Origin of the sequence: Bacillus sp. (in: firmicutes), assembly GCA_017656295.1 — a bacterium.
In the GTDB taxonomy this organism is placed as follows: domain Bacteria; phylum Bacillota; class Bacilli; order Bacillales; family JACDOC01; genus JACDOC01.
On the sequence record JACDOC010000002.1, the window covers coordinates 160,605 to 181,977 of the forward strand.

The window sequence follows — 21,373 nt, forward strand, 5'->3', positions numbered from 1 at the left end:
AGGGAATTACATCATGACGATCCAATGGTTTCCAGGCCATATGGCGAAAGCACGTCGAGAAGTAACAGAAAAGCTAAAACTTGTTGATATTATTTTCGAACTTGTTGATGCACGGTTACCACTTTCATCACGAAATCCGATGATCGACCAAATTATTCAACAAAAACCGCGATTAATGATTTTAAATAAAGCAGATATGGCCGATCCTTCCCGTACAAGTGAATGGATTAACTACTTTAATGAACGCGGCATACGTGCGGTGGCGGTAAATTCCCAAGCTGGCGAGGGAATGAAACAAATTGTAACGGCAGCCAAAGAAATATTACAAGAAAAATTTGATCGAATGAAAGCAAAAGGAATTAAGCCACGTGCCATACGAGCCATGATCGTCGGTATCCCAAACGTAGGAAAATCGACGCTCATTAATCGCTTGGCGAAAAAAAACATCGCGAAGACTGGCAATACGCCTGGTGTGACAAAAGCGCAACAATGGATTAAAGTAGGAAAAGAATTAGAACTTTTAGATACTCCGGGAATTTTATGGCCGAAGTTTGAAGACGAACAAATTGGGTACAAATTAGCATTAACAGGTGCGATTAAAGATTCGATTCTTAATTTACAAGATATCGCTGTCTTTGCCCTAAGGTTTTTAAACACTTATTATCCAGAGCGATTAAAGGAACGATACGGGTTAGAAACGATCGACGAACCAATTGTGGAAGCATTTGATGAAATTGGGCGAAAACGCGGATGTTTAATGAGTGGCGGAGAAATCGATTATGATAAAACGTCAGAAATTATCATTAGAGATGTACGGATGGAACGTCTTGGCCGCTTAACGTTTGATATACTTGAAGAATACAATGAAGAGGAATCATAAACGAAATCGGGTACGTACCCGGTTTCGTTTTCTTACGTTCGGCCTATACATATTTGATTGGTCATTCCGATAAAAACAGTAAATGAGGAGATACATATGACGAAAACATTAACGATCAAAGATGTGGAACAATTATTGCTTCAAATTGATCATGAAGATGACCCAAGATTCATTTCACTTCAAAACGATGAACGTAAAGGGGTTCAACGACTCATCGACAAATGGAAGAAAGAACGGGCAAAACAAGAGGCAGAAAAGCAACGACTGGAGGAAATGACACAATTTGAACGACAATTACGTCAAGAAGGTTTTACGTTAATTGCTGGTGTTGATGAAGTAGGAAGAGGACCGTTAGCAGGACCTGTTGTAGCTGCAGCTGTCATATTACCTCCAAGTAGTTTTTTACCTGGACTGAATGATTCCAAAAAACTATCGGAAAAAAAGAGAAACGAATTGTTTGAAATGATCAAACAGCAAGCAATATCTATTGGAATTGGCGTCATTTCTGCTGAAGAAATTGACCAAATTAACATTTACCAGGCGGCTAAAAAAGCGATGATTCATGCTGTTCAACAATTATCGCCGTTTCCTGAATTTTTATTGATTGATGCCATGGAGGTCGATGCACCAATTCCACAGCAATCGCTAATAAAAGGCGATGAAAAAAGCCTTTCGATTGCCGCTGCATCCGTTGTGGCAAAAGTGACCCGTGACCGCATAATGAGAGAATGGGGGAAACAATACCCGGCGTACGGTTTTGAAAAGAACATGGGGTACGGAACGAAAGAACACCTCGAGGCTCTTAAACAACTTGGCCCATGTTCAATTCATCGAAAAACGTTTTCTCCAGTGAAGGATTATATTCGCTAATTTAGGAGGAAAATTGTCATGATTCGAACGTCTCCTTTTTCCCATCAACCTATTGATCGATTGGACCGGCAACCTTTCACATTACAACAAGGACAAATGTTTTTTGGAAAGGTGAACAAACTGTTTTCTAACGGAACAGCCGAAGTGGTAGTTGGAAAAGAAAGGTTTGTGGCAAAATTAGAAACCCCATTAGAAGTCGCAGGAAAATATTTGTTTCAAGTTCAAATGAAAGACGGACAAGTCGTTTTAAAAGTAATGTCCTCCAATCAACCAATAACTTCTCATCACCAGCTATTAACATCACTCTCGTTGCCTTATTTACCAATATATGAAACATTACTAGCCTGGATGGAAAAAGAACATATCCAATTATCAAAAGCGAATTTGCTGCAACTTGCTCAATGGTTGGCTGATGTTGAAGATCAATCACAAGCATTAAACGTGTTGAAACAAATGCTTCAGCGTGGGCTTCCATTAGAAAAAGATGTATTTTTTTCTTATTTAGCTGGAACAAAAGGCGATTCAATTACTCATGAAATAAATCAGTTTTTAAAGGAACTTCACCATTGGAATGGAAATACAACCTTAAAGCAATCGCTTCTTACGACTGGCCAATTTATACAAAACGGATGGACACGAATACTTGCTCAGCAAGTTTGGGCTTTGATGTTTCGTGATGCAGTGGATGGAAAAAATGCTTCAATAACCGAATGGTTCTTTACATCGGGGGATGTACCGAAGGGCGAGACATGGCTTGGCTTAGCCGAAAAAAATATTCGAATAAATGTTACGAAAACAGAAGATGGAAAGCTTTCTTTCGTGCAATTACTTCAAAAGTTCATCCCTTTAGCAAAAGCAACCGACCCAACGATAGGGGATGAATTATTTAAACAATTGATTTTATTAGAAAAAGGAGACGTGTCTTCAGCTCATGTGTCCATACTTGCGAAAACTCTTGTGAACGCGATGGTTAATGTGATCCAACAATCCCCACTCGAGATTACTAAACAGCCAATGAGCCAATTGTTTCAGCATCTGTTCAACATCTCTCCAGGGAAAATAGAACAGTTGATTCAACACATTCAAGCCATGATTCAAAACGGTTCACTTGGAGAAAATATTATTCCAAAAGAAATGGAAACATATATTCAAAAAATAATAGAGTCTTCTTCACATCCCGTTCATTGGCAAGGAAGAGTATGGAAAGAATTATTTGGGCAAATTATGAAACATTTAGGTCTTGGATATGAAGGAGCCATTGGAAAGGGGGAACAACCTTTATGGACCGAACAGCTCAAACCATTGCTTGTACAATTGCTTCAAGAGCCAGTACCAACACAGTTAAAAGAACAAGCTGAACACCTGTTAATGAAATTAAATGCTCCAGCCGTGACCCAGCAACAAATGGGTCCATTAACTCAAGTGGTCTTTCAACTTCCGTTGAATTTGTTCAATTATGAAACCGATATTACGTTCCAGTGGACTGGTCGAAAAAAAGAAAACGGAGAAATAGATCCTCATTTTTGTCGAGTGTTATTTTATTTGGATTTAGCTCATTTACATGAAACGATTGTAGATATGCATGTACAAAATAAAATTGTTTCCATCACGATTTTTCAAAGAAACGAAACGATTGAACAGCTTGCACAGCCGTATCTATCATCTTTAAAAGAACGTCTGTTGGAGAAAGGATATCGTTTATCGACCGTTCAATTTAAACCCCTTCAACAAAAGTCAAATCTTCAACCTTCCGTGAATACTACTGAAGAGACGACGTTGTATACGGGAGTGGATATTCGGATATGAAAAAAAAACGTAAAGAAGCGGTCGCTCTATCCTATCATCCCGAACGTGACAAAGCACCAATTGTCGTGGCGAAAGGTAAAGGAAAAATCGCTGATGCAATTCTAGAAAAAGCGAAGGCACATGATATACCCATTCAAGAAGACCGTACCCTGGTTTCTTTATTGGGTCAGCTTCAAATTAACGAAACGATTCCTGAGCAACTCTTCGAAGCAGTTGCTGAAGTATTTGCTTTTGTGTACCGTTTAGACCGACAAGTAGGAAGCCGAAAGTAAATCGGCTTCCGTATACTTTACAAACCAAATGAAAAAAAGATTTATAAAAATAATGATTAGGAAAAATAGAAATTTTTATAGAGAATACAGAAAATTTAAACTAATATAATATTTCGGGTCAAAAGGTAGACAATAATACTGTCATTTTATACAATGAAAGCGCAGTCTATTTTTTGAAGAGTTTGATAGGAGGATGGGACATGAATATCCACGAATATCAAGGTAAAGAAATCCTCAGAAAATATGGGGTTACAGTACCGAACGGAAAAGTGGCTTTTACTGTAGATGAAGCCGTAGAAGCTGCCAAGGAATTAGGAACAGATGTAGTAGTTGTTAAAGCCCAAATCCATGCCGGTGGTCGTGGAAAAGCTGGCGGTGTTAAAGTTGCCAAAAACTTAGATGAAGTCCGTACATACGCAAGCGAACTTTTAGGAAAAACACTTGTGACTCACCAAACAGGTCCAGAAGGCAAAGAAGTTAAGCGCTTACTTATTGAAGAAGGCTGCGACATTAAAAAAGAGTATTATGTTGGTTTAGTTTTAGACCGTGCAACTTCCCGTGTCGTGCTAATGGCCTCTGAAGAAGGCGGAACTGAAATTGAGGAAGTTGCAGCGAAAACTCCTGAAAAAATCTTTAAAGAATATATTGATCCTGTTACAGGACTTACTCCATTCCAAGCGCGTCGTATTGCGTTCAACATTAACATTCCAAACGAATTAGTGGGACAAGCTGTGAAATTTATGATGGGCTTGTACCAAGTATTTATTGAAAAAGACTGCTCTATTGCTGAAATTAACCCGCTTGTTGTAACAGGCGATGGCAAAGTGATGGCTCTAGATGCAAAATTAAACTTCGACTCAAACGCTCTTTATCGTCATAAAGACATTCTTGAATACCGTGATTTAGACGAAGAAGATCCTAAAGAAATTGAAGCTTCTAAACATGATTTAAGCTACATTTCTTTAGATGGAAATATCGGATGTATGGTAAATGGTGCCGGGTTAGCGATGGCGACGATGGATATTATTAAATATTACGGCGGTGAACCTGCAAACTTCCTAGATGTTGGGGGCGGTGCTACGGCTGAAAAAGTAACAGAAGCATTCAAAATCATTCTGTCTGACCCGAATGTAAAAGGAATCTTTGTTAACATCTTTGGCGGTATTATGAAATGTGACGTCATCGCTACAGGTGTTGTTGAAGCAGCGAAGCAAGTTGAATTAAAAGTACCTCTCGTTGTACGTCTTGAAGGTACAAACGTCGAATTAGGCAAGAAAATTTTAGAAGAGTCTGGACTAAATATTATCGCAGCAGAATCAATGGCTGACGGCGCACAAAAAATCGTGGAGCTAGTAGGTTAAGAAAGGCAGGGGGACGAAATGAGCGTATTTATTAATAAAGACACAAAAGTAATTGTTCAAGGAATTACCGGTTCTACAGCGATGTTCCATACGAAGCAAATGCTCGAATACGGGACAAAAATTGTTGCAGGTGTAACACCTGGTAAAGGTGGAATTGAAGTAGAAGGTGTTCCTGTATTCAATACCGTAGAAGAAGCAAAAAAAGCAACAGGCGCAAATGTTTCCGTCATTTACGTACCAGCTCCATTTGCGGCAGATGCAATTATGGAAGCAGTCGATGCTGAACTTGATCTAGTTATCTGTATTACGGAACACATTCCAGTCTTAGACATGGTAAAAGTGAAGCGCTTTATGGAAGGTAAGAAAACACGTCTGATTGGTCCAAACTGCCCAGGTGTTATTACTCCAGGTGAATGTAAAATTGGTATCATGCCTGGTTATATTCATACAAAAGGTCATGTGGGTGTCGTTTCTCGTTCTGGTACACTTACATATGAAGCCGTTCATCAATTATCACAAGCCGGAATCGGACAATCAACAGCCGTTGGTATTGGTGGCGACCCAGTAAACGGAACAAACTTTATTGATGTCTTAAAAGCATTTAATGAAGATCCTGAAACATACGCCGTTATTATGATTGGTGAAATTGGCGGTACAGCAGAGGAAGAAGCTGCTCGCTGGGTGAAAGAAAACATGACAAAACCAGTAGTTGGTTTCATCGGCGGTCGTACAGCTCCTCCAGGAAAACGAATGGGACATGCTGGAGCTATTATTTCTGGTGGTAAAGGAACAGCTGACGAAAAAATTCGCGTCATGAACGATTGTGGTATTAAAGTAGCTGAAACACCAGCTGTTATCGGTGAAACATTAATTTCCGTATTAAAAGAAAAAGGCTTATATGAGAAGTGTAAAACGCACTAATTTAATGAAGGAAGACAGTTCACATGACGAACTGTCTTCCGTTCTATGATCATTTAATAACGTTGAGAGGTGATGACATGGACAAACTAACCTATCAACTTGTTCAATTGCATCACTGTTCAGGCATTACGTGGAGGCATTTAGAACGTCTTTGTTCCATTGGACCAATAGAAGATGTAACCGAAATCAACACGCTAATTAAGCAATTGCATTTAAATAAAGACACTGCCACTCTAGTTAGAGATCAAATGTCTCAATTTTCAACTACGCAATTAATAGAACGTTATAAACAAAGTGGAATTCACATCATCTCCATGAATCATCCTCTATACCCACCATCATTAAAGCACATTTATGAACCCCCACCTATGTTGTATGTTAAAGGAAATCTACAACTTTTACAATCTCCTATCAAATTAGCGATTGTTGGAGCAAGGGTACACGATCCTTATGGAGTTCAGGCATTAAAAACATTAATACCCGAACTCGTTGAAAAAAATGTTTGCATCGTGAGTGGACTAGCACGTGGAATTGACCGACTAGCCCATGAAATCACTATCAATTACGGTGGAAAAACGATTGGCGTGATTGCAGGTGGATTGTATCATATTTACCCGAAAGAACACTATGCATTAGCTGACAAAATGGCACAAGAGCATCTCCTCATTTCGGAATATCCCCCGATTGTCTCTCCTAAAAAATGGCATTTTCCGAAAAGAAATCGTATTATCTCAGGATTGTCAAGAGGAGTCTTAGTCGTTCAAGCAAGGGAACGAAGCGGCTCTTTAATAACAGCTGATTATGCGCTTGATCAAGGACGAGATGTATTTGCTATTCCCGGACCAATCACTTCTCCACTTACAGCAGGCACCCATCTATTAATTCAACAAGGAGCAAAGCTAGTTCATTCGCCCCAGGATATTTTTGATGAATGGTTCTATTAACCTATAAACAAAGATATGAACTTTCAATTTGGAGTTGAATATTTTGTGAATAAAAGAGGTATACATTATGGAAAAGGGAAAATTTTTCTTTAAAGCAGGAAAATAGGAAAAAAAGTGCGAAAAAAAACACTATTTACGTTGAAAGTGGTTGCATTTCTTTCAAATCTGTTATAAATTTTGCAACAGGTGTTTTAATAAAGCTGAAGGAACGTTATTTGAAAACGAATACAGAAAAACCTTTTTGATGGACGTCTGACCTTTAAAAAAAGGCGTGTTCTTCATTGACAAAGAGAAAAACTCTCATTAGTATATACATTTGTCTTGTAAATTTTCACCTCTAAGGAGGACTATTCATGTCAGATTACTTGGTGATTGTCGAATCGCCCGCTAAGGCGAAAACTATTGAACGATATCTTGGAAAAAAATATAAAGTAAAGGCATCTATGGGACATGTTCGCGATTTACCGAAAAGTCAAATAGGTGTCGATATAAATAATCAATACGAACCTAAGTATATTACGATTCGTGGCAAAGGTCCTGTATTAAAAGAATTAAAATCAGCAGCAAAAAAGGCGAAAAAAGTGTTTCTGGCAGCTGACCCAGACCGGGAAGGAGAAGCAATTGCTTGGCATTTAGCTCACAGTTTAGAATTAGATACGACTTCCAATTGTCGAGTTGTATTTAACGAAATTACGAAAGACGCTATAAAAGAATCTTTTAAACACCCACGTCCGATTAATATGGACTTAGTAGATGCTCAACAAGCCCGTCGTGTATTGGATCGGCTTGTAGGTTATAAAATTAGCCCTATCCTTTGGAAAAAGGTAAAAAAAGGGTTAAGCGCTGGCCGTGTACAATCCGTTGCCGTTCGCTTAATCATTGACCGAGAAAACGAAATTAAAAACTTTGTACCCGAAGAGTACTGGACGATAGAAGCTCATTTTTCTAAAGAGAAAGAAGTGTTCCAAGGTTACTATTATGGAAAAAACGGCGAAAAAATAGATTTAAAATCTGAAGCGGATGTAAAAAGTGTACTATCATCCCTTGAAGGAAATGAGTTTCTAATTACAAACGTGGTGAAGAAAACCCGTAAACGAAACCCAGCGCCACCTTTTACGACTTCCTCTTTGCAACAAGAAGCAGCTCGAAAATTAAATTTTCGTGCCAAAAAAACGATGATGTTAGCTCAGCAACTATATGAAGGAATTGACATCGGTAAAGAAGGAACAGTCGGTCTCATTACGTATATGCGTACAGATTCAACACGGGTATCGGAAGTAGCGCAAAAAGAAGCGTCGGAATATATTGCCGAGCAGTTTGGTTCTACTTATGTAAAACAAACTCAAGCGAAAGAGAAAAAGTCGGCTAATGCTCAAGATGCTCACGAAGCGATTCGTCCAACAAGTACGCTTCGCGATCCTAATTCTATTAAGGAGTTTCTAAGCCGTGATCAATATCGTTTGTATAAGCTCATTTGGGAACGTTTCGTAGCAAGTCAAATGGCACCAGCCGAACTTGATACGATGAGCGTTGATTTAGAAAATAACGGACATGTATTTCGAGCGAACGGTTCTAAAGTAAAGTTTCCAGGATTTATGAAAGTATATGTAGAAGGAACCGATGATCAAAAAGAAGAGAATGAAAAAATGTTGCCAGATTTAACGAAAGGTGATAAAGTTCTATCGGAAGAGATAAAGCCGAAGCAACATTTTACACAACCGCCTCCTAGATACACTGAGGCGAGATTAGTAAAAACATTAGAAGAACTTGGAATCGGTCGACCTTCCACTTATGCTCCAACTTTGGATACGATTCAAAAGCGCGGTTATGTCACATTAGAAAATAAACGGTTTGTCCCAACTGAACTGGGAGAAATTGTTCTTGATTTAATAAAAGAATTTTTCCCAGAAATCATTGACGTAGAATTTACGGCAAAGATGGAAAGAAGTTTGGATGAAATTGAAGAAGGAAAAGTCCAATGGGTTAAAATTATCGATGATTTCTACAAAGAGTTTCAAGTTCATCTAAAAAAAGCTGAAGAAGAAATGAAAGAAGTAGAAATAAAAGATGAACAAGTCGGTGAAGATTGTGAAGTATGTGGCAGCCCGCTTGTTTATAAAATGGGTCGCTATGGAAAATTCATGGCGTGTAGCAATTTTCCTGATTGCCGATTTACAAAGCCGATTGTAAAAGATATTGGGGTTAAATGTCCGAAATGTAAAGAAGGAAACATTATCGAACGAAAAAGTAAGAAAAGAAGAACGTTTTATGGTTGTGACCGTTTTCCAAAATGCGATTTCGTTTCATGGGACAAACCACTTGAACGAAGTTGTCCAAAATGCGGTCAAATGCTAGTAGAGAAGAAGCTGAAAAAAGGGGTCCAAGTTCAGTGTATTCAATGTGATTACAAAGAAGAACCCCAAAGCTAATGCAATGAGGGTGAGCACAGTGCTCACTCTTTCTGTTTGAATAATGTTGCATAAAAAGGTTATAATTTTACAGAAAATTGACCATCCCTTTAAGATAAATGATCTTTCTCTTATAACTATTAGAGATAGATGCCGAATATAATAACATGGAAGTCTTTCAAGGGAAAGACGAGGAGGATTTTGTATGTCAAAGGAAGTTGTAGTTAACGTTGTTGGAGCTGGGTTAGCAGGAAGTGAAGCTGCTTGGCAAATTGCCAAGCGAGGAATTCGTGTTCATCTATATGAAATGCGTCCAGTGAAACAAACACCAGCACATCATACAGATAAATTTGCCGAGTTAGTTTGTAGTAATTCATTGCGTGCCAATTCATTAACCAATGCTGTAGGGGTTTTGAAAGAAGAAATGCGTCACCTTGACTCGGTCATCATCCTTTCAGCTGACGATTGTAGCGTTCCAGCCGGTGGAGCGTTAGCTGTTGATCGTCACGAATTTGCCGGTAAAGTAACCGAACGGGTGAAAAATCATCCGAATGTAACCGTATTTCATGAAGAAGTGACGGATATCCCAGAAGGAATTACGGTAATAGCAACAGGACCTTTAACAAGTGAAGTGTTATCAAAAAAGCTTCGTGACTTAACAGGAGAAGATTATTTATACTTTTATGACGCAGCTGCTCCTATTATTGAGAAAGATAGCATAGATATGGAGAAAGTGTATTTAAAATCTCGTTATGACAAAGGAGAAGCAGCATATTTAAACTGCCCTATGACCGAAGAAGAATTCAATCGCTTTTATGATGCATTAATTTCAGCGGAAACCGTTCCGTTAAAAGAGTTTGAAAAAGAAATTTATTTTGAAGGTTGTATGCCGATTGAAGTAATGGCTCAACGTGGGAAAAAGACATTGCTGTTTGGACCGATGAAACCGGTTGGATTAGAAGACCCACGAACGGGGAAAAGACCATATGCTGTCGTTCAACTACGTCAAGATGATGCAGCTGGTACACTGTATAATATAGTAGGTTTCCAAACTCATCTAAAATGGGGACCTCAAAAAGAGGTAATTCGCCTCATTCCAGGTCTAGAAAATGCTGAAATTGTTCGTTATGGAGTCATGCATCGTAACACATTTATTAATTCACCGAAAGTATTAAAGCCAACGTACCAATTTCATAAGCGTGATACATTGTTCTTTGCTGGGCAAATGACCGGAGTAGAAGGTTATGTTGAATCAGCGGCAAGTGGGTTAATTGCAGGTATTAACGCTGCTCGCCTTGCTCAAGGCTTAGATCCCGTTGTCTTTCCGAAAGAAACAGCTATGGGTAGTATGGCGCGATATATTACAGAAGCCAATCCGGAAAACTTTCAACCAATGAATGCAAACTTCGGTTTATTCCCGCCACTACCTGAAAAAATAAAAGGGAAAAAAGAACGTAACGAAAAATATGCTCAACGCGCATTAGAAACAATTCAGAACTTTGTGAAAATATTGTAAATTCCATTGCAAGGGCTTAAAATTTATGATAAGATTTAAAAGCCCTTGCGAGGAGTTGAAACCCAGTGAATGAAAATTTGAATGTTTTGTTACAGTCGTTCATTACATATTTACAAATAGAAAAGAATTATTCACAATATACGATTGAGCATTATCGCAAGGATATTGAATCGTTCTTTGAATTTATGGCTGAAGAAGCGTTAACCATTGAGCAAGTCGAATATTTCAATGCAAGGCTTTATTTAACGAAATTATATGAACGGGAGTATGCTCGAGCTTCTGTATCGCGTAAAATATCAAGTTTACGAAGTTTTTTTCATTTTTTAGTAAGAGAGAAAAAAGTGTCAGAAAATCCATTTGCCTTTGTCTCACAACCTCGAGCGGAGAAGCGATTACCGAAGTTTTTTTATGAGGAAGAATTAGAAAAGCTTTTTGATTCATGTGATACTTCCACTCCCCTTGGGAAGCGAAATTTGGCTCTCCTTGAATTATTATACGCAACCGGTATTCGTGTAAGTGAGTGTGCGCAAATCCAGCTTCGAGATATTGATTTTTACTTAGCAACGTTACTTGTTCGAGGAAAAGGAAGTAAAGAGCGGTATGTTCCGTTCGGGTCATTCGCTCACGAAGCATTGCAAAGTTACATACAAGATGCAAGAGAAGCTCTTTTAAACGGAAAAGAACACTCGTTTTTGTTCGTTAATTTTCGAGGAGATCCTTTAACACCAAGAGGGATTCGTCATATTTTAAATGACTTAATGACGAAAGCTTCACTGAACAGTAAAATACATCCACATATGTTACGACATACGTTTGCTACACATTTGTTAAACAATGGAGCAGACTTACGAACCGTTCAAGAATTGTTAGGACATGTGAACTTATCATCCACGCAAGTGTATACACATGTCACAAAAGAGCATTTACGCCGTGCTTACATGAATCATCATCCACGGGCATAAGACCAATTGAAGGAGGGTCTCATTTGGAAGGGTTTCACGCAACAACAATATTTGCGATTCAACATAATGGAAAATGTGCGATGGCTGGAGATGGTCAAGTGACGTTTGGTAATGCTGTTGTGATGAAACATACAGCTAGAAAAGTTCGTAAATTATTTAATGGAAAAGTGTTAGCTGGATTCGCTGGTTCGGTTGCTGATGCGTTTACGTTATTTGAAATGTTTGAAGGGAAATTAGAAGAATTTAACGGCAATTTATCTCGTGCTGCCGTGGAATTAGCAAAACAATGGCGTAGCGACAAAGTATTAAGAAGGTTAGAGGCGATGCTTATCGTGATGGACGAAAGCAAGCTGTTGCTTGTATCCGGTACGGGCGAAGTGATTGAACCCGATGATGGCATACTAGCAATCGGATCAGGTGGAAATTACGCCTTATCAGCAGGGCGTGCTTTAAAGCAGTATGCTGGTGATCATTTGTCTGCGAAAGAGATTGCTGCTGCTGCCTTAAAGATTGCTGCAGACATTTGTGTGTACACAAACCATGAAATTGTTGTAGAAGAGCTGTAAAGGGGTGAATAAATGTGAAAAAAAATGAATTAACTCCCCGTCAAATTGTTGAGCGTCTTGACCAATATATTATTGGCCAAAAAGAAGCCAAACGTGCGGTGGCTGTCGCTTTACGTAACCGGTATCGTCGCAGTAAGTTAGATGAAAAATTACGCGATGAAGTGATTCCGAAAAATATTTTAATGATCGGTCCAACGGGAGTAGGAAAAACGGAAATCGCACGCCGTATAGCAAAGCTCGTTGGTGCTCCGTTTGTAAAAGTAGAAGCGACGAAATTTACTGAAGTCGGTTATGTCGGGCGAGATGTTGAATCGATGGTTCGCGATTTAGTCGAAACGGCTGTCCGAATCGTAAAAGAAGAAAAAATGAACGAAGTGCGAGATCGCGCGGAAGAAAATGCGAATCGACGACTCATCGAATTGCTCGTTCCATCTCCAAAAAAGTCTGGTGGGTATAAAAATCCGTTCGAAATGATTTTTGGTGGGACTTCCTCGACAACAACACCTGAGACGGATGAAAAAGAGGATACCAACATTTACGAACGGAGAAGACAAGTCGCTGAAAAATTGGGCCGTGGCGAATTAGAAGAGGAAATTGTCACTGTGGAAGTTGATGAACAAGCCCCTTCCATGTTTGACTTACTTCAAGGTTCTGGAATGGAGCAAATGGGCATTAATATGCAAGATGCGTTAAGCAGTTTGATGCCAAAACGTAAGAAAAAGCGGAAACTAAAAGTAAAAGAAGCCAGAAAAGTTTTAACGAATGATGAAGCCCAAAAATTAATCGATATGGACGAAGTGACCCAAGAAGCAATTTATCGAGCTGAGCAAACAGGAATTATTTTTATCGATGAAATCGATAAAATTGCAAGTCGCACTTCGAGTCAATCTTCGGCAGATGTATCGCGAGAAGGTGTTCAGCGCGATATTTTACCAATTGTTGAAGGTTCGACTGTTGTAACGAAATACGGTTCAGTAAAAACAGACCATATTTTATTCATTGCCGCTGGAGCTTTTCATATGGCGAAGCCTTCAGATTTAATTCCGGAGCTTCAAGGACGTTTTCCAATTCGTGTTGAGCTACAAAAATTGTCCGTCGAAGACTTTGTTAGAATTTTAGTTGAACCAGATAATGCAATTATTAAACAATATCAAGCATTATTGGAAACTGAAGGTATACAAATTGAATTTTCTGACGATGCTATTCGTAGAATTGCTGAAATCGCTTTTGAAGTTAATCAGAATACGGACAATATTGGAGCGCGCCGTTTGCATACCATTATGGAAAAATTGTTAGAAGATTTGTCGTTTGAAGCACCTGATATTACGCTTGAAAAGATTACGATTACTCCACAATATGTTGATGAAAAACTTGGAGCAATCTCTCAAAATAAAGATTTAAGTCAGTTTATTTTATAGTAATAGACAATGAAACGATTAGATAACATTTTATGAATCAAATTTATGCTAGGAGGAATAGAAATGGACTTATTAACTAAAACACGTAAAATTAATGCAATGTTACAAAAAGCTGCAGGTAAACCTGTAAACTTTAAAGAAATGGCTGAAACATTATCAGAAGTAATTGAAGCAAATATTTTTGTTGTCAGCCGTCGTGGAAAATTATTAGGATTTGCTATTAACCAACAAATTGAAAACGAGCGTATGAAGAAAATGCTTGAGGATCGGCAATTTCCAGAAGAATATACAAAAAGCTTATTTAATATCACGGAAACATCACCTAACTTAGATGTATATAGTGAATACACAGCATTCCCTGTAGAAAACCGTGATCTATTCCGTAACGGATTAACAACAATTGTACCTATTAACGGTGGGGGTGAGCGTCTCGGAACGTTAATTCTCGCTCGCTTAGAAGAAAAATTCCATGACGATGATTTAATCTTAGCCGAGTATGGTGCAACAGTTGTAGGGATGGAAATTTTACGTGAAAAAGCGGAAGAAATTGAAGAGGAAGCACGCAGCAAAGCCGTTGTTCAAATGGCTATCAGCTCCTTATCATACAGTGAATTAGAAGCTATTGAACATATTTTTGAAGAACTAAATGGGACAGAAGGACTACTCGTAGCATCAAAGATTGCTGATCGCGTAGGTATTACTCGATCTGTCATCGTTAATGCTCTTCGTAAATTAGAGAGTGCAGGTGTTATCGAATCTCGTTCATTAGGGATGAAAGGAACTTACATTAAAATTTTAAACGACAAATTCTTAGTGGAGCTTGAAAAATTACGTTCTCATTAATTACAACAAAAAAGCGGGATTGTCTTTTAGACAGTCCCGCTTTTTTTAATTTTGCCTTGTTAAACGATACTGTTGATATTTATACATTACGCTTGTGGCGGACGCTTTCCGGGGGCAAGCCGCAAGCCGCAAGCCGCTTCCCTCGCTACGCTCAAGTATGGGTCTTGCGGCTTCTTGTTCCCGCTGGAGTCGCCGCCTTTCGTTTCAGTGAACAATTAGCTAAAAATCAACAATGAAATATAACATAGCCTTTATTTTATTTTTGTATGACTAATTGAATCAAATTGATAAATCTACAAACAATCAGCATGTTATGATAAGTAGAATTTGACAAACTTCAACAAAATATACAAAAAATTAACGTATCTGCCCGTTTGTACATGTTATGATGAAAATGCAATTATCGGTTATTTTGTAAAATCATTTATACCATTTCAACATTTCACTATGGAAGAAAAAGATGAAAATTGATACAATGAATACCGAGATATTTGTCGAAAATTGTCCATTTTCTGTATTTACAAAATAATGTATATAATTAATTCTAAAGTACTAGTTCTAAAAAATAGGTTAGTAGTCTTAGGAAATGAAATAGACATGGGGTTTGGAAAACATTACAATAGTTACTGTGATTTTCCGTGAAATTTGTCAAAAAAGATAAAAAAATGTAATCCTCGTAAAAAAGGAGGACGCTATGAAGTTATTTTCATCGACAATTACTTTGCTAGAAAAAGGATTAGATTATTCTGCCCTCAAACAAAAGGCGATCTCCAATAATATAGCGAATGTGGATACGCCAAATTATAAAGCCCAAAATGTCAGTTTTCGACAAATATTCGAACAAGAACGGAATTACCAATCGTTCTCTGCTTATCGCACGGACAAAAGGCATTTTGATTTTCAAAGTCGTCAGACAACGACTGGTGCATTTATTACTTCCCAATTGATGAACTACAATCATTCGGGAAATAGTGTTGATTTAGACAAAGAAATGGCAGATTTAGCGACAAATCAAATTTATTTTCATGCCTTAACCGATCGAATCAGCGGTAAGTTTTCTTCATTACAAACCGTTATTAAAGGAGGTAAGTAAGGTCATGTCGATCTTTACTAGCTTAAATATCACCTCTTCTGCCTTAACCGCTCAGCGATTGCGCATGGATGTTATTTCCTCCAACATGGCGAACGTGGACACAACTAGAGCCCAACTTGTGAATGGCGAATGGCAGCCATACCGCCGGAAAATGGTTGTTCTTGAACCAAAGGGTCATTCATTTGCGTCATTTTTGCGCCAAGCAATGGGAACAAATGAGGCGACTAAAGGGGTGAAAGTGTCGAAAATCGTTGAAGACCAAACCCCTTTTAAACTAGTCTATGATCCCAATCACCCAGATGCTAACGAGGATGGTTATGTTGAATTACCGAACGTTGATCCACTCCGCGAAATGGTTGATTTGATAAGTGCAACACGTTCGTACGAAGCGAACGTAACGGTATTTAATGCGTCTAAAGGAATGATGATGAAAACTCTTGAAATCGGAAAATAAGTAAAGGAGTTATGAATATATGCTACTCAATGAAATTAATTCGAATGTTGTTTCTCCTTTTCGACCGTTAAGTGAAAAAAAAGTTCAAAAATCTGCTTTTTCTGCTCAACAATCTTTTGCCAAAGTATTAAAGCAATCCATTGAACAAGTGAACCAATCTCAACTTGAAGCGGATCGTTTAACAGAGAAGTTAGTAAAAGGTGAAAATGTGGAGCTTCATCAAGTGATGATTGCCGCTCAAAAAGCAACGATTTCGTTACAAACAGCTGTAGAAATTCGAAACAAAGTAGTTGAAGCTTATCAAGAGATGATGAGAATGCAAGTATAATTTTACTCTTCAGTAATATCGATAACGCCGGAGGATTACGATGAATGAGACGTTACATAGATATATAGAACCACTGAAACAATTTTGGAACAAAAAATCAACGAAACAAAAATGGCTTATAACCGGAATCTCTCTTCTCGCTATCATCTTAATTTCGGTAACGGTGTACATACTTTCACGTCCCACAATGGTTCCTCTTTATAGCAACTTATCTCCAGCTGAGACTGGATCGATAAAAGAAAGTCTTGACGCAAAGGGGATTCCGTCTGAAATTACCGATGGTGGTACGACCATCAAAGTGCCAGAGCAATATGTGGACACGTTATTAGTGGAACTAGCAGCTGAAGGGATTCCTAAGTCTGGGAGTATCGATTATTCATTTTTTAGTCAAAACGCCGGATTTGGTATGACAGAAAATGAGTTTAATGTCATGAAGCTTGATGCGATGCAAACCGAACTTGCTGAGTTAATCAAAGGGATTGACGGTGTACGAGACGCCCGAGTGATGATCAACTTACCAAATGAAGGAGTTTTTGTAAAAGATAAAGCACAGGAAGCGTCGGCTTCTATCGTTCTACAAACAGAGCCGGGATACGATTTTGATGAAAAGCAAATAAAATCGTTGTATCACTTAGTTTCTAAAAGTATTCCCAACCTTCCTACTGATAATATCGTCATTATGAACCAATATTTTGAATATTTTGACCTGGAAAATGATAATAATTCGACTGGTTCATTATTTGCTGAACAACAAAATATTAAAGAACAAATTGAACGCAATATTCAACGCCAAGTCCAAAGTATGCTTGGAACATTAATGGGACACGATAAAGTCGTTGTTTCAGTAACAGCTGATGTTGATTTTACCCAAGAAAATCGCGAGGAATCATTAGTCACTCCTGTTGATGGGGAAAATATGGAAGGAATTACGATTAGTGCCCAACGGATTACGGAAACCTTTACCGGTAATGCGGATGCTGCAGGAGGGATACCACAAGGAGGAGACCCTGCCGATTCGCTCGGTACCTCCTATTTAGAAGGGAATGGAGGAACTGGTGATTACGAACGAATGGAAGAAACGATTAATAAAGAAGTAAATCGAATTCGAAAAGAAATCGTTGAAAGTCCATACAAAATTCGCGATTTAGGAATCCAAGTGATGGTAGAACCTCCAAACCCAGATGACCCTTCCTCTTTGCCAGAGGACCGACGTGAAGACATTACGAAAATGCTAGCAACCATTGTCCGTACTTCAATTGACAAAGAAGTCGCAACACCATTAACGGATGAAGAGATTGAAGATCGCATTGTTGTTTCCGTCCAACCGTTTAAAGGGAAAATCGAATTTAATCCAACATCTACAACTATTATTCCTTGGTGGGCATACGTTGTTGGCGGAGTACTTATTGGTATTATTGGTCTATTAATCTTCCTATTAATGAGAGCTCGCCGCAGACAAGATGAAGAGGACATGGTGTTACAAGAAATGAGTGCATCAATTGAAATCCCGGACGTGAACGAAGAAGTAGAAACAGAAGCATCGATGAGGAGAAAACAACTTGAAAAAATGGCTAAAGAAAAGCCGGAAGAATTCGCTAAAATATTGCGTACTTGGTTAGCGGAAGACTAGGAGTGAACTAGAAGATGAGTAAGAAAAATTTTAAAGAACTAACAGGAAGACAAAAAGCTGCCATTCTTCTCATTTCACTAGGACCTGATGTATCTGCTTCTGTTTACAAACATTTAACGGAAGAAGAAATTGAACGATTAACGCTTGAAATTTCTGGAGTGAAAAAAGTTGATTCACAAGCGAAAGAAGAAGTCCTTGAAGAGTTCCATAATATTGCTTTAGCCCAAGACTATATTTCCCAAGGTGGAATCGGCTATGCAAAGACAGTATTGGAGAAAGCGCTAGGGGAAGAACAGGCCGCTGCAATCATTAATCGTTTAACATCATCTTTACAAGTAAGACCGTTTGATTTTGCTAGAAGAGCAGATCCGGGACAAATTTTAAACTTTATTCAAAATGAACACCCGCAAACAATTGCGCTCGTTCTATCATATTTAGATCCTGCGCAAGCAGGTCAAATACTTTCTGAATTACCTCAAGAAGTTCAAGCGGATATCGCCCGACGCATTGCTTTAATGGACTCTACTTCACCGGAAATTATTAATGAAGTAGAGGCGATATTAGAACGGAAATTATCAACGACCGTAACTCAAGATTATACTCAAACGGGTGGAATTGAGGCGCTCGTCGAAGTGTTAAATGGGGTTGACCGGGCAACTGAACGGACCATTTTAGATGCATTGGAAATCCAAGACCCAGAACTAGCCGAAGAAGTAAAAAAGCGGATGTTCGTTTTCGAAGATATTGTTACCTTGGACAATCGTTCCATTCAGCGAGTTATTCGCGATGCGGATAATGAGGATTTAAAGCTAGCTTTAAAAGTTGCGAGCGACGAAGTCAAAGAAATTATTTTTCGCAATATGTCCAAACGGATGGTGGAAACATTCAAAGAAGAAATGGAATATATGGGTCCAGTCCGCCTACGAGATGTAGAAGAAGCCCAATCTCGTATTGTTGCTATTATCCGGCGTCTAGAGGATGCGGGAGAAATCATTATTGCACGCGGAGGAGGGGACGATATTATTGTCTAAAATTATCAAGTCCCGTTGGACCAATGCTCAAGCATCATCAAAGGTTATTGGAATACGTAATCTTCATTTTGGAGTGAAGAAAAATGATGTTCAAAAGAATGAACTCAATGCAGAACAAGAAAAACAGCGCCTTTTGGAAGAAGCACGAACGAAAGCAGAACAAATCATTCAACAGGCCCAATTGGAACTAGAACAAGCGAAAAAGCAAATTGAATTGGAAAAAGAGCAACTGGAACAAGAAAGGCAGCGATTATTAAATCAAGCTAAGGAAGAAGGGTATAAAGCTGGATTTCAACAAGGACAACAACAAGGGTACGATGAACAGCGGGAATACATTCAAGAAGCTAAAAAGATCGTTCAATTATCACAACAACAAGCGAATGAGAATATTGAACGATCAGAACATGTCATTTTTGAACTAGGAATGAAGACGGCTGAGCGCATTGTGGGACATGCTTTAAACGAAGACCCATCCATCTTCAGTTCGATTGTCAAACAAGTATTAAAAGAAGCACGAGAATATCGTGATATTCAAATTCATATCCATCCATCAAAGTACAGTTATTTGCTGTCGGAAAAAGAAGAATTACAAACGCTATTTCCAAATGAAGTGCAATTATACGTTTATCCAAATGATGAGTTACCATTAGATGGTTGTTTCATAGAATCACCGCAAGGACGAATTGATGCCAGTGTCGACACCCAATTAAATGAAATCCGCCGACAATTACAGGCAATTCTTGAAGGAGATTCAAATGAATGAAGGCTGAACAATTACTATTTTATATTCCTAAACTTGTCCCCATTAAACGGTACGGTCGGGTAAAACGAGTGGTTGGTTTATTAATTGAATCGCAAGGACCTGAAAGTTCCATTGGGGACGTGTGCTTGATTCATGCAGGGCAACGGAGGATTTTAGCAGAAGTCGTTGGATTTAAAGATGAAAATGTCATGCTTATGCCATATACGAACGTAAAAGAAATAGCTCCAGGCAGTTTAGTTGAAGCCACATTAAAGCCACTTGAAGTAAAAGTTGGGGAATCTTTAATTGGACAAGTAGTCGATGCCTTTGGCCATCCGTTAAATGGCGGAATACTTCCAAAACGGCTTACCAGCGTACCAACGGAACAAGATCCACCTAATCCATTAACTCGACCTCCGATTGTGGAGCCAATGGAAGTTGGAGTAAAAGTCATTGATAGTTTACTAACGATTGGAAAAGGACAACGTGTTGGTATTTTTGCTGGAAGTGGAGTTGGTAAAAGTACGCTATTAGGGATGATCGCTCGCAATACAAAGGCTGATTTGAACGTTATCGCCTTAATTGGTGAGCGCGGCAGGGAAGTACGTGAATTTATTGAACGGGATTTAGGTCCAGAAGGATTGAAACGTTCGATTGTCGTGGCCGCCACATCGGATCAACCAGCCTTAATGAGAATCAAAGGGGCCTTAACAGCTACTGCCATCGCCGAATATTTTAGAGACCGTGGAATGAATGTGATGTTAATGATGGACTCTGTCACTCGTGTAGCCATGGCTCAACGTGAAGTTGGATTAGCGATTGGGGAGCCTCCGACGACCAAAGGATACACTCCATCTGTTTTTGCCCTTTTACCGAAGTTATTAGAACGAACAGGAACGAATGAAAAAGGGACTATTACAGCTTTTTATACGGTATTAGTGGATGGAGATGACATGAATGAGCCAATTGCCGATACTGTTCGAGGCATACTAGATGGTCATATTGTTTTAGATCGAAAGTTAGCAAATCAAGGGCAATACCCTGCCGTCCATGTGTTAAAAAGCGTAAGCCGATTAATGAATCATTTAGTTACCGATGAACATTTAGAAGCAGCTTCCATCATTCGGAATCGACTTCATACATATATACAATCAGAAGATTTAATCCATATTGGGGCTTATAAAAAAGGGACTTCACGGGATATTGATGAAGCCATTCAATTTTATCCAAGTATCATACAGTTTTTGAAACAATCGATGTACGAACAAGTGTCGATGAAAGAAAGTGTTGATCAGTTAATAAACCTCAGCCGTAAAGGAGGTTAATCG

20 protein-coding genes are annotated in these 21,373 nt (G+C 38.7%); all 20 read left to right on the plus strand.

The window, feature by feature from the left end:
* Window positions 1-13: 13 nt before the first annotated feature.
* Window positions 14-880, plus strand: coding sequence for a ribosome biogenesis GTPase YlqF (gene ylqF / locus H0Z31_03530; GenBank protein MBO8176510.1), 867 nt, complete (start codon window positions 14-16; stop codon window positions 878-880).
* 96 nt (window positions 881-976) lie between these two features.
* Window positions 977-1,750 (plus strand): ribonuclease HII, encoded by a 774-nt coding sequence (locus H0Z31_03535; GenBank protein ID MBO8176511.1) that lies wholly within the window; start codon window positions 977-979, stop codon window positions 1,748-1,750.
* Window positions 1,751-1,768: 18 nt separating this feature from the next.
* Window positions 1,769-3,556: a hypothetical protein gene (locus H0Z31_03540; GenBank protein ID MBO8176512.1), complete on the plus strand. Its 1,788-nt coding sequence runs from the start codon at window positions 1,769-1,771 to the stop codon at window positions 3,554-3,556.
* Window positions 3,553-3,828, plus strand: a complete 276-nt coding sequence (locus tag H0Z31_03545; GenBank protein ID MBO8176513.1) for an EscU/YscU/HrcU family type III secretion system export apparatus switch protein — start codon at window positions 3,553-3,555, stop codon at window positions 3,826-3,828. The genes H0Z31_03540 and H0Z31_03545 overlap by 4 nt, the downstream gene beginning before the upstream one ends.
* Before the next feature lie 200 nt (window positions 3,829-4,028).
* Entirely contained in the window at window positions 4,029-5,189 is a 1,161-nt protein-coding gene (sucC, locus tag H0Z31_03550) for an ADP-forming succinate--CoA ligase subunit beta (GenBank protein ID MBO8176514.1), read from the plus strand.
* An 18-nt stretch (window positions 5,190-5,207) separates the two neighbouring features.
* Entirely contained in the window at window positions 5,208-6,110 is a 903-nt protein-coding gene (sucD, locus tag H0Z31_03555; protein ID MBO8176515.1) for a succinate--CoA ligase subunit alpha, read from the plus strand.
* A 77-nt stretch (window positions 6,111-6,187) separates the two neighbouring features.
* Complete coding sequence (gene dprA / locus H0Z31_03560) at window positions 6,188-7,054, plus strand: DNA-protecting protein DprA (protein ID MBO8176516.1); 867 nt, start codon at window positions 6,188-6,190, stop codon at window positions 7,052-7,054.
* 353 nt (window positions 7,055-7,407) lie between these two features.
* Window positions 7,408-9,483 (plus strand): type I DNA topoisomerase, encoded by a 2,076-nt coding sequence (gene topA, locus H0Z31_03565; protein MBO8176517.1) that lies wholly within the window; start codon window positions 7,408-7,410, stop codon window positions 9,481-9,483.
* A 184-nt stretch (window positions 9,484-9,667) separates the two neighbouring features.
* Complete coding sequence (gene trmFO, locus H0Z31_03570) at window positions 9,668-10,978, plus strand: FADH(2)-oxidizing methylenetetrahydrofolate--tRNA-(uracil(54)-C(5))-methyltransferase TrmFO (GenBank protein MBO8176518.1); 1,311 nt, start codon at window positions 9,668-9,670, stop codon at window positions 10,976-10,978.
* Window positions 10,979-11,043: 65 nt separating this feature from the next.
* Window positions 11,044-11,940, plus strand: coding sequence for a tyrosine recombinase XerC (gene xerC, locus H0Z31_03575; protein MBO8176519.1), 897 nt, complete (start codon window positions 11,044-11,046; stop codon window positions 11,938-11,940).
* Between the two features lie 23 nt (window positions 11,941-11,963).
* On the plus strand, window positions 11,964-12,506 hold the full coding sequence (gene hslV, locus H0Z31_03580; GenBank protein MBO8176520.1) for an ATP-dependent protease subunit HslV: 543 nt from the start codon (window positions 11,964-11,966) through the stop codon (window positions 12,504-12,506).
* Between the two features lie 14 nt (window positions 12,507-12,520).
* On the plus strand, window positions 12,521-13,924 hold the full coding sequence (gene hslU, locus H0Z31_03585; protein ID MBO8176521.1) for an HslU--HslV peptidase ATPase subunit: 1,404 nt from the start codon (window positions 12,521-12,523) through the stop codon (window positions 13,922-13,924).
* A gap of 63 nt (window positions 13,925-13,987) precedes the next feature.
* A complete protein-coding gene (gene codY, locus H0Z31_03590; protein MBO8176522.1) occupies window positions 13,988-14,767 on the plus strand; it encodes a GTP-sensing pleiotropic transcriptional regulator CodY in 780 nt (259 codons plus the stop codon).
* 694 nt (window positions 14,768-15,461) lie between these two features.
* Window positions 15,462-15,860, plus strand: a complete 399-nt coding sequence (gene flgB / locus H0Z31_03595) for a flagellar basal body rod protein FlgB (protein ID MBO8176523.1) — start codon at window positions 15,462-15,464, stop codon at window positions 15,858-15,860.
* A 4-nt stretch (window positions 15,861-15,864) separates the two neighbouring features.
* Window positions 15,865-16,314 (plus strand): flagellar basal body rod protein FlgC, encoded by a 450-nt coding sequence (flgC, locus tag H0Z31_03600; protein MBO8176524.1) that lies wholly within the window; start codon window positions 15,865-15,867, stop codon window positions 16,312-16,314.
* A gap of 19 nt (window positions 16,315-16,333) precedes the next feature.
* Window positions 16,334-16,642, plus strand: a complete 309-nt coding sequence (fliE, locus tag H0Z31_03605; GenBank protein ID MBO8176525.1) for a flagellar hook-basal body complex protein FliE — start codon at window positions 16,334-16,336, stop codon at window positions 16,640-16,642.
* A 40-nt stretch (window positions 16,643-16,682) separates the two neighbouring features.
* Window positions 16,683-18,272, plus strand: a complete 1,590-nt coding sequence (fliF, locus tag H0Z31_03610) for a flagellar M-ring protein FliF (protein ID MBO8176526.1) — start codon at window positions 16,683-16,685, stop codon at window positions 18,270-18,272.
* 14 nt (window positions 18,273-18,286) lie between these two features.
* On the plus strand, window positions 18,287-19,303 hold the full coding sequence (gene fliG, locus H0Z31_03615) for a flagellar motor switch protein FliG (protein ID MBO8176527.1): 1,017 nt from the start codon (window positions 18,287-18,289) through the stop codon (window positions 19,301-19,303).
* Window positions 19,296-20,066 (plus strand): flagellar assembly protein FliH, encoded by a 771-nt coding sequence (gene fliH / locus H0Z31_03620; protein MBO8176528.1) that lies wholly within the window; start codon window positions 19,296-19,298, stop codon window positions 20,064-20,066. Before fliG ends, fliH begins: the two co-directional genes overlap by 8 nt.
* The gene (gene fliI / locus H0Z31_03625) at window positions 20,063-21,370 is read left to right on the plus strand and encodes a flagellar protein export ATPase FliI (protein ID MBO8176529.1); all 1,308 of its coding nucleotides are present in this window, start codon (window positions 20,063-20,065) and stop codon (window positions 21,368-21,370) included. Before fliH ends, fliI begins: the two co-directional genes overlap by 4 nt.
* Window positions 21,371-21,373 lie beyond the last annotated feature (3 nt).